Annotated in this window: 4 protein-coding genes; all 4 read right to left on the bottom strand. The window is 46.6% G+C overall.

Going from position 1 to position 7,031, the window contains the following annotated elements:
• Nucleotides 1-1,219 (bottom strand): TolC family protein (locus tag VN105_RS20555; RefSeq protein WP_325643702.1); only part of this gene is annotated, 1,219 nt, incomplete at its 3' end.
• A gap of 149 nt (nucleotides 1,220-1,368) precedes the next feature.
• Nucleotides 1,369-2,034: an ABC transporter ATP-binding protein gene (locus VN105_RS20550; RefSeq protein ID WP_325643701.1), complete on the bottom strand. Its 666-nt coding sequence runs from the start codon at nucleotides 2,032-2,034 to the stop codon at nucleotides 1,369-1,371.
• Between the two features lie 163 nt (nucleotides 2,035-2,197).
• A complete protein-coding gene (locus VN105_RS20545) occupies nucleotides 2,198-4,582 on the bottom strand; it encodes an ABC transporter permease (protein ID WP_325643699.1) in 2,385 nt (794 codons plus the stop codon).
• Nucleotides 4,583-4,597: 15 nt separating this feature from the next.
• Nucleotides 4,598-7,000 carry an ABC transporter permease gene (locus tag VN105_RS20540; protein ID WP_325643697.1) on the bottom strand — a complete coding sequence of 801 codons (2,403 nt, stop codon included), beginning with the start codon at nucleotides 6,998-7,000 and terminating at the stop codon, nucleotides 4,598-4,600.
• Between the last annotated feature and the right edge of the window lie 31 nt (nucleotides 7,001-7,031).

The following is a 7,031-nucleotide window of genomic DNA, read 5'->3' as shown; positions in this document are numbered from 1 at the left end:
ACCCGAGATTGAAGCGCTTGGTGGCAAAATCATACGCTTTCTGGGCGGCCATTACCCCGGTAGCAGACGCGTTAAATTTTTGTAAAGCGGCTACTGCATTGGCATGTGCGGTATAAATATCCTGTCTGAGCTTCTGGTGGTCCAGGTCGCGGATCAGTTCCTGGCTGTATATATTTACTTTTGCTTTGGCAACGGTAGTACGTTGCTGCCATCCGTTAAAAATGGGGATGTTAAGCGTTAAGCCCAGGTTTTTCCTGTAGGTATTGCTGATCTGGTCGTGAAACGACAGTACTTTGGTTTGCGCAAGATCCTCGTAATAGTTATTGGCATAGTAAGTACTGAGGCCGCCCCCGATGCTCAGGCTTGGATACAGTTGTGCTTTTGCCGCCTGGTATGCTTTGGTAGCGCTTTTAATTTTCAGATCATCCGCTTTTACCAGCGGATAATTTGTTAAAGCGGCACTATATACCATTTCCGGCGCCATTTCCTGTAAGGCTGCCAATGGCAGGGAAGCGATATTTTCCGGTACATCCGGTGTAAAAGGAATTTCGAATCCCAGGTTAAGATAGGCTTTCATCTGGAGAATAGAAAGCGTTACGTTGTTCTGTGCTGTTACCAGGTTGCTGCTATCGAGCGCCAGCTGTGCTTCCAGGTCGGCCTGGTTGCTTTCCGGCACGGAACCGGCAATTACCAGTTTCTTTGTATTATCCAGGTTTGAATTGGTAAGCCGTACATTTTCCTCATTTACTTTTTCTGTTTGAATATTGAGTAGTATCTGAAGGAAAGCGGTAGCTACATTAAACGCGAGGTCGTTCCTTGCTTTTTCCAGCAGGAAGCTGTTTGCCTGCGCATCCAGTTTATTGGCAGCAATCGTTCTCTGCTGGTAAAACCAACTGAAAAGGTTTGCCTGCATATTCAGGTTTCCACTGGAGTTAAATACAGTTTGGTTAACATACTGGTTATCTCCCAGGCTGGCACTTCTACCATCCGTATAGCCTCCTGATACTGACCCGCTGAAACCGGGGATCATTTGCAGGCGGCTTTGCCGTAAAGTAAGGTCTGCCAGGCGCTTCTGTACTTCCTGTTGTTTAACCGTCAGGTTATTTTGCAGTGCATAATCCACACAACGTTGTAAACTCCACGTATCCTGCGCATCAGCGGATGTTATGTTAGCAAACAATAAAACCAGGATTGCTCCTGCTATTCGGGATATTCTCATAACATTCCAAAAATATAATAATTGTGATGATAGTTTTCCACCCTTCTTGATAGAAGGCAAAAATTTAGTAGGTATGGCAGTATACCTCACTAATTGAGTGTACAACATAATCTTTTTTTTACAAAATTCTCAAAACTGATCCGTCTTTATTATGGCTGAATATGTCCATCGCGGATCTGGATAATACGATTGCCATAGGTGGCATTCAGGTCTGAATGGGTTACCTGTACAATGGTAATTTTATCCTGTTCATTCAGGTGTTTAAACAGCTGCATGATCACTTTCGCCTGGTCGGAATGCAGGTTACCGGTGGGCTCATCTGCCAGTATTACCCTGGGTTCTGCTACAATAGCGCGGGCAATACCAACCAGTTGCTGCTGTCCGCCCGACAGCTGGTTGGGGAATAAATCTTTTTTAGCCACCATATTAAAGCGGTCCAGCACATCGGCCACCCGGCTTTTCCTTTCTGATGCAGGTATATTTTTGTACAGTAAAGGCGTTTCTATATTTTCGTATACGGTTAGCTCATCTATCAGGTGATAGGCCTGGAATACAAAACCAATAGATCCCCGGTGTAGCTGGGTCCTTTTTTTTTCGTTCATCCTGTCTACACGCTCTCCTTCAAACAGGTATTGTCCTTCGGATGGTTCTTCCAGCAATCCCATAATATGCAGTAAGGTAGATTTTCCGGAGCCGGAGGGTCCCATAATCGATACAAACTCGCCTTCATTTATAGTAAGGTCAATATCTTTCAGGATGTAGTTTTTTCCGAATCCCACCGGGTAATGCCTGGAAATTTTCTGCAATTGTATCATGATCAGTAATTTGTTTTTATTTATGTTGATATTTCTGCATATCGGCTCAGCAATATAATTAAAAGTAGCTGACCCTGTTACTCAGATTTTAATGCGTTGACAGGGTTGCTCAATGCCGCCCCGATTGTTTTTATACTCATGGTAGCCGGGCCGCCCATACCATTTATTCTGATCTCAGGCTTTTAACCGGGTTCATTAATGCTGCTTTCACGGATTGCAAACTCACTGTGAGCAAGGCAATCACTATGGCCACAACGCCTGCCAGCAGGAAAGTACCTGCATTCAGGCTGGCATGATAAGCAAAACTTTCCAGCCATTGATGCATGATGTACCAGGCAAATGGCGAGGCAATACAAAGCGCTATCAGCACCAGTTTAATAAAGTCTTTTGACAGTAATGCCACCACGCTGGCGGCAGAAGCGCCCAACACTTTGCGTATACCCACCTCGCGGGTACGTTGTTCGGCAGTGAATGCAGCCAGCCCCAGTAAACCAAGACAGGAAACAAGGATAATAACAATTGAAAAGGTTGATAAAATGGTACCGGTCCTAAATTCCGATTTATATAAGCTGTTAAAGTCTTCATCCATAAAATGATATTCAAAAGGCACCGCCGGCAGGTATTCCTTCCAGATCTTTTCTATGCCTGCTATCACCTGCTGCTGGTTTTCGGCGGAAGTTTTAATGAGTACTTCCCCGAACCACTCATATTCCGGGAAAACGACGATAGGCTGAATTTTGCTTTTCATGGAGGCAAAATGGAAGTCTTTCATTACCCCTTTCACGGTTCCTGCGCGGCCATTCATCACCATCCGTTTTCCTATGGCAGCTTCAGGTGTCCATCCCAGCTGCTTCACAGCGGTTTCATTGAGAAAGAAATGGTATACCCGGTCTTTATCTTCCTTTAAAACGTCCTGTATATCTGCATTGGTTAAGCTGGCGCCGGAAAGCAATGAAATTCCCATTGTTTGCAGGTAATCCTTTTCCACCGGGATGGCGGTAATATTTATGCTGTAATCCGCCGGTTTTCCTTCCAGGCTGGCAATGGTATAGCCACCTCCAACGGATACCGGCGAGTCGTAGGAAGCACTCACCTGCTTTATGCCCGATTGCTGCAGTAACCGGCCTTTGAAAGTTTCCAGCATCCGGGGGTTAAAGTTTTCGCCGGAAAGTACCAGTACCTGCGACCTGTCCATCCCGATCTTTTTATGCTGGATATACTTCAACTGGTTGCCTACCACCAGTGTGCAGATGATGAAGAACACGGAGGCGGCAAACTGGAATACCACCAGGCTTTTCCGGATATTGCCGCCGGAAGCGGGCATCATCCTTCCCTTTAATACCTGTACCGGCCGGAAACCGGAGAGGAACAAGGCCGGATAGGTACCCGCAAGCAGCGTAGTACAAAGAAAGATGCCGGCCAGCCAAAGGTAGATCTGATAGCCGCCTGTTCCCGGTTTCAGGGAAACGCCGGCCAGGTTATTAAAGGCCGGCAGTAAGGCAATAGCAAGGATCACTCCCAGGGCCATTGCGCAAAAAGTGATCAGTGTAGATTCGGCTATGAACTGCCAGAACAGCTGCCCGCGTATAGCGCCCATGGCTTTCCGCACACCAATTTCACGGCTTCTTTCCGCGGAGCGGGCCGTAGCAAGGTTCATAAAGTTGATACACGCAATCAGTAACAACAAGGCTGCTATAATGGTAAGAATATAATTATAGCGGATATCCCCGCCTCTTTCTGTTGAGTTCCACGCAATAGAATGAAGATGAATACCCGGTACAGGTTCCGGCACAAAAGCGAGCGTAGCGCCGTTCCTTGCAGCACTTCCCATTTGTTCCTTTACCAGGTTGGTTAATCTTTCCTGCAATGCGCTGGCAGTGACCTTATCCTCCAGCTGTACATAAGTATAATCATTGGCGGCATTCCAGTTGGCTTTTCTTCCAAGAGAAGCATAACTGGCCACGAAATCAAACTTCAGGTGCGTATTGGCAGGCGCATCTGCTGCTACCCCTGTTACCTGGTATTCTTTTTTATTATCGATCTTCAACAGCTTTCCTACAATATCAGTAGTTCCAAAGTATTTCCTGGCCATTGTTTCAGAAAGCACTATCATATCAGGCCCGCTCAATACGGTAGCTGCATTTCCCGATACCAGCGGGAAAGAAAACATACTAAAAAAGGCCGGATCTGCATAAACGAAACGCTTCTCGTTCATCACCTTATCGCCATTGGCTATTGTGACGGAGGAAGGATATACCCTGGAGATATACTTCAGTTCCGGGAAATCTTTCATCGCCGGCGCCAGGCCATTTGGGGTGAGTGCAGTGTGGGTAACTTCCTGGTCCTTCTCACCATAATCGAGGCGGATACGGTACAGTTCTGCAGCATGGGCATGGAAGCTGTCATACGTCCATTCATTCCGGAGGTACAGGGCCAGCAATATGAAACAGGCAATACCCGCAGCCAGCCCCGTGATATTGATCACGGAATACAACTTACGTTTCATCAGGTTTCTTACTGCAGTTTTCAGATAATTACGCCACATCATAATGCGATTTTTAGGTTAATCACGGGATAAACTTTTTACAGGGTTTGCCAGCGCAGCTTTCACCGATTGCAGGCTTACCGTTATAAATGCAATACATACAGCCATCAGGCCCGCTATTCCAAACACCCACCAGTGGATAGCCGTGTGATATTCAAACCCTTCCAGCCAGCGCTGCATAAAATACCAGGCGGCAGGAGTGGCTATTACCACCGCTACCAATACCAGGCGAAGGAAATCTTTTGACAACAACAGCACGATGCCGCTTACAGAGGCGCCCAGTACTTTGCGGATACCGATCTCCTTTTTCCGGTGTGCCATTACCAATACGGCGATGGCAAATAACCCCATGCAGGAAATGATCACCGCGAGCATTGCACCGCTCATGAATATTTTTGAAAACCGCTGTTCCTGCTGGTACAACCGCTGCGTGTTTTCATCAAGGAAAGACGGGTCGCTTTCTGCCAGTTCATTGACGCTCTTCCAGGCTGCTCCGATCTTTTTCAGTGAAGCCACCGGGTTGGATGTTTCTACTTTTACGAAAATATAATCCAGCGGCGCATTCATGGTCATCACCAATGGCTCAATTTTTTTATGCAATGATTCAAAGTGATAATCTTTCACCAAACCGATCACATGTACCGGCGGCTCGTCGCCCATGCTGAAGCTCAGGCCCACAGGGTCTGTTACGCCCAGTTGTTTTGCCATCTGCTCGTTCACCACCACGGCGCTGCTGTCTGTTCCGTATTCCCGGGAGAAATCGCGGCCGGATAATATTTTCAGGTCCAGCGTTCTGGCATAATTGTAATCTACTCCAAGGTACTGGGTGTTCACATGGCGGTCTTTATAAGTGAAGCCCCGTGTCCAGTTGCCGGAAGAGCCATCCCTTCCCATACCCAGATTCAGCATACTGCCGCTCACACTTCTTACTTCCGGCATTTCCGTAAGCCGGTTTTTCATGGTGGCAATATCCGATGGCGTTGCATTATCAAGCGGAATGCTGATCACCTGCGAACTATTATAGCCTAACGGGGCCGACTGTATGAAGTTAAGCTGTTGCCAGATGACGGAAGTACAGCTGATCAATACCACCGCTACCATAAATTGCACAACAATAAGGCCGTTGCGCATGCCATTGCTTTTGCCCAATCCCAGTTTACCTTTCAGCACCTGCAGGATATTGAGCCTTGCCACTCTCCAGGCGGGGTAGCCGCCTGCCAGCAGGGTAACCAGGAAGAACCCGCCGGTAGTACCTGCTACCACCCGTATGTTACGGAATATGCCCAGCGCAATATGATGACCAAATACCTTGTTGTAATAAGGCAACAGGAATACCATGAGTCCCAGGCTCAGTATAAGTGCAAAACAGCATAACAGGAACGCTTCCGCCCAGAACTGGAGCATCAGCTGCCCGTTTTGTGCGCCCAGTGATTTCCGCAACCCTATTTCACCACTGCGGGTAAAAGACCGGGCAATGGAAAGATTAATAAAATTAATAGCGGCAATACCAATGATCAATGTGGCAAGAATGATCATCAGCCAGGGATAGAATTTATTCAACCCGCTATAAAAAGTACTGTTTGCATCAAGGTGAAAATCCTTCAGCGCAATTCCTTCCAGGTAAAAAACATCCTTACCATTATTACCTGCCGCGGCATTCTTCTGAAGATCTTCTATTTTTCCTTTATAGTATTTTTTTACTACCGTGTTGATATTTTTTTCGAAAGAAGCTTTACTGGTCCCAGGTTCCAGCTGAACAAACAAAGGGTAATTAGACGCGCTCCAATCATTTTTGGTGGCGTTGTATTCCGGATCATTCTCAGACCGGGTGAGCAACTCGAAGGCTATTCCTGAATTATCAGGAATATCTGCGGTTATTGCGCTTACAATGAAAGGCCGCCATTTCCCACCCAGGTTCAGTTCCACGGTTTTCCCCACAGGCTCCGCGTTTTTAAACAATATCCCGGCAGCACGTGCTGTAAGCACCACCTGGTTCAGCTGCTGCAGTGCGTTATTCTTATCTCCCTTTATTATGGGAAAGGTGAACATCTTCAGAAAATCATTATCTACCAATTGGGTACCCAGGTAATAATGGTTAGCGCCATATCTTACAGGCACATTATACCCTGCAATAAAAGTAGTATGCATCACGCCAGGCACTTCTTTCTGTATGGCCGCCCCCAAAGGCTTCGACATACTTGACCCGGTTTTCACCGGACCACCGGTGTCTTCAACTCCAATCAGCTGGTATATATCTTTCCCATTTTCATGAAAATTATCGTAGGTCCATTCCCGGTATGCCGTGAGTGATAAAAGTAATGCAGCGCACAAAGCAGTGCTCATGCCCAACACATTAACTGCAGCAAACACTTTCTGTTTCCGCAAATTCCTCCAGGCAATCTTTAAATAACTCTTTAACATACAGGTATATTTTTTAGTGAAAAAAATAAAA

Source organism: Chitinophaga sp. (genome assembly GCF_035564935.1).
Classification (GTDB): domain Bacteria; phylum Bacteroidota; class Bacteroidia; order Chitinophagales; family Chitinophagaceae; genus Chitinophaga.
This window is presented reverse-complemented; position numbering and strand designations above follow the sequence as displayed.

What these genes read in the sequence shown, in the direction of transcription:
- VN105_RS20550 (WP_325643701.1), bottom strand. Translation starts at nt 2,034, where the DNA reads ATGATACAATTGCAGAAAATTTCCAGGCATTACCCGGTGGGATTCGGA.
- VN105_RS20545 (WP_325643699.1), bottom strand. Translation starts at nt 4,582, where the DNA reads ATGATGTGGCGTAATTATCTGAAAACTGCAGTAAGAAACCTGATGAAA.
- VN105_RS20540 (WP_325643697.1), bottom strand. Translation starts at nt 7,000, where the DNA reads ATGTTAAAGAGTTATTTAAAGATTGCCTGGAGGAATTTGCGGAAACAG.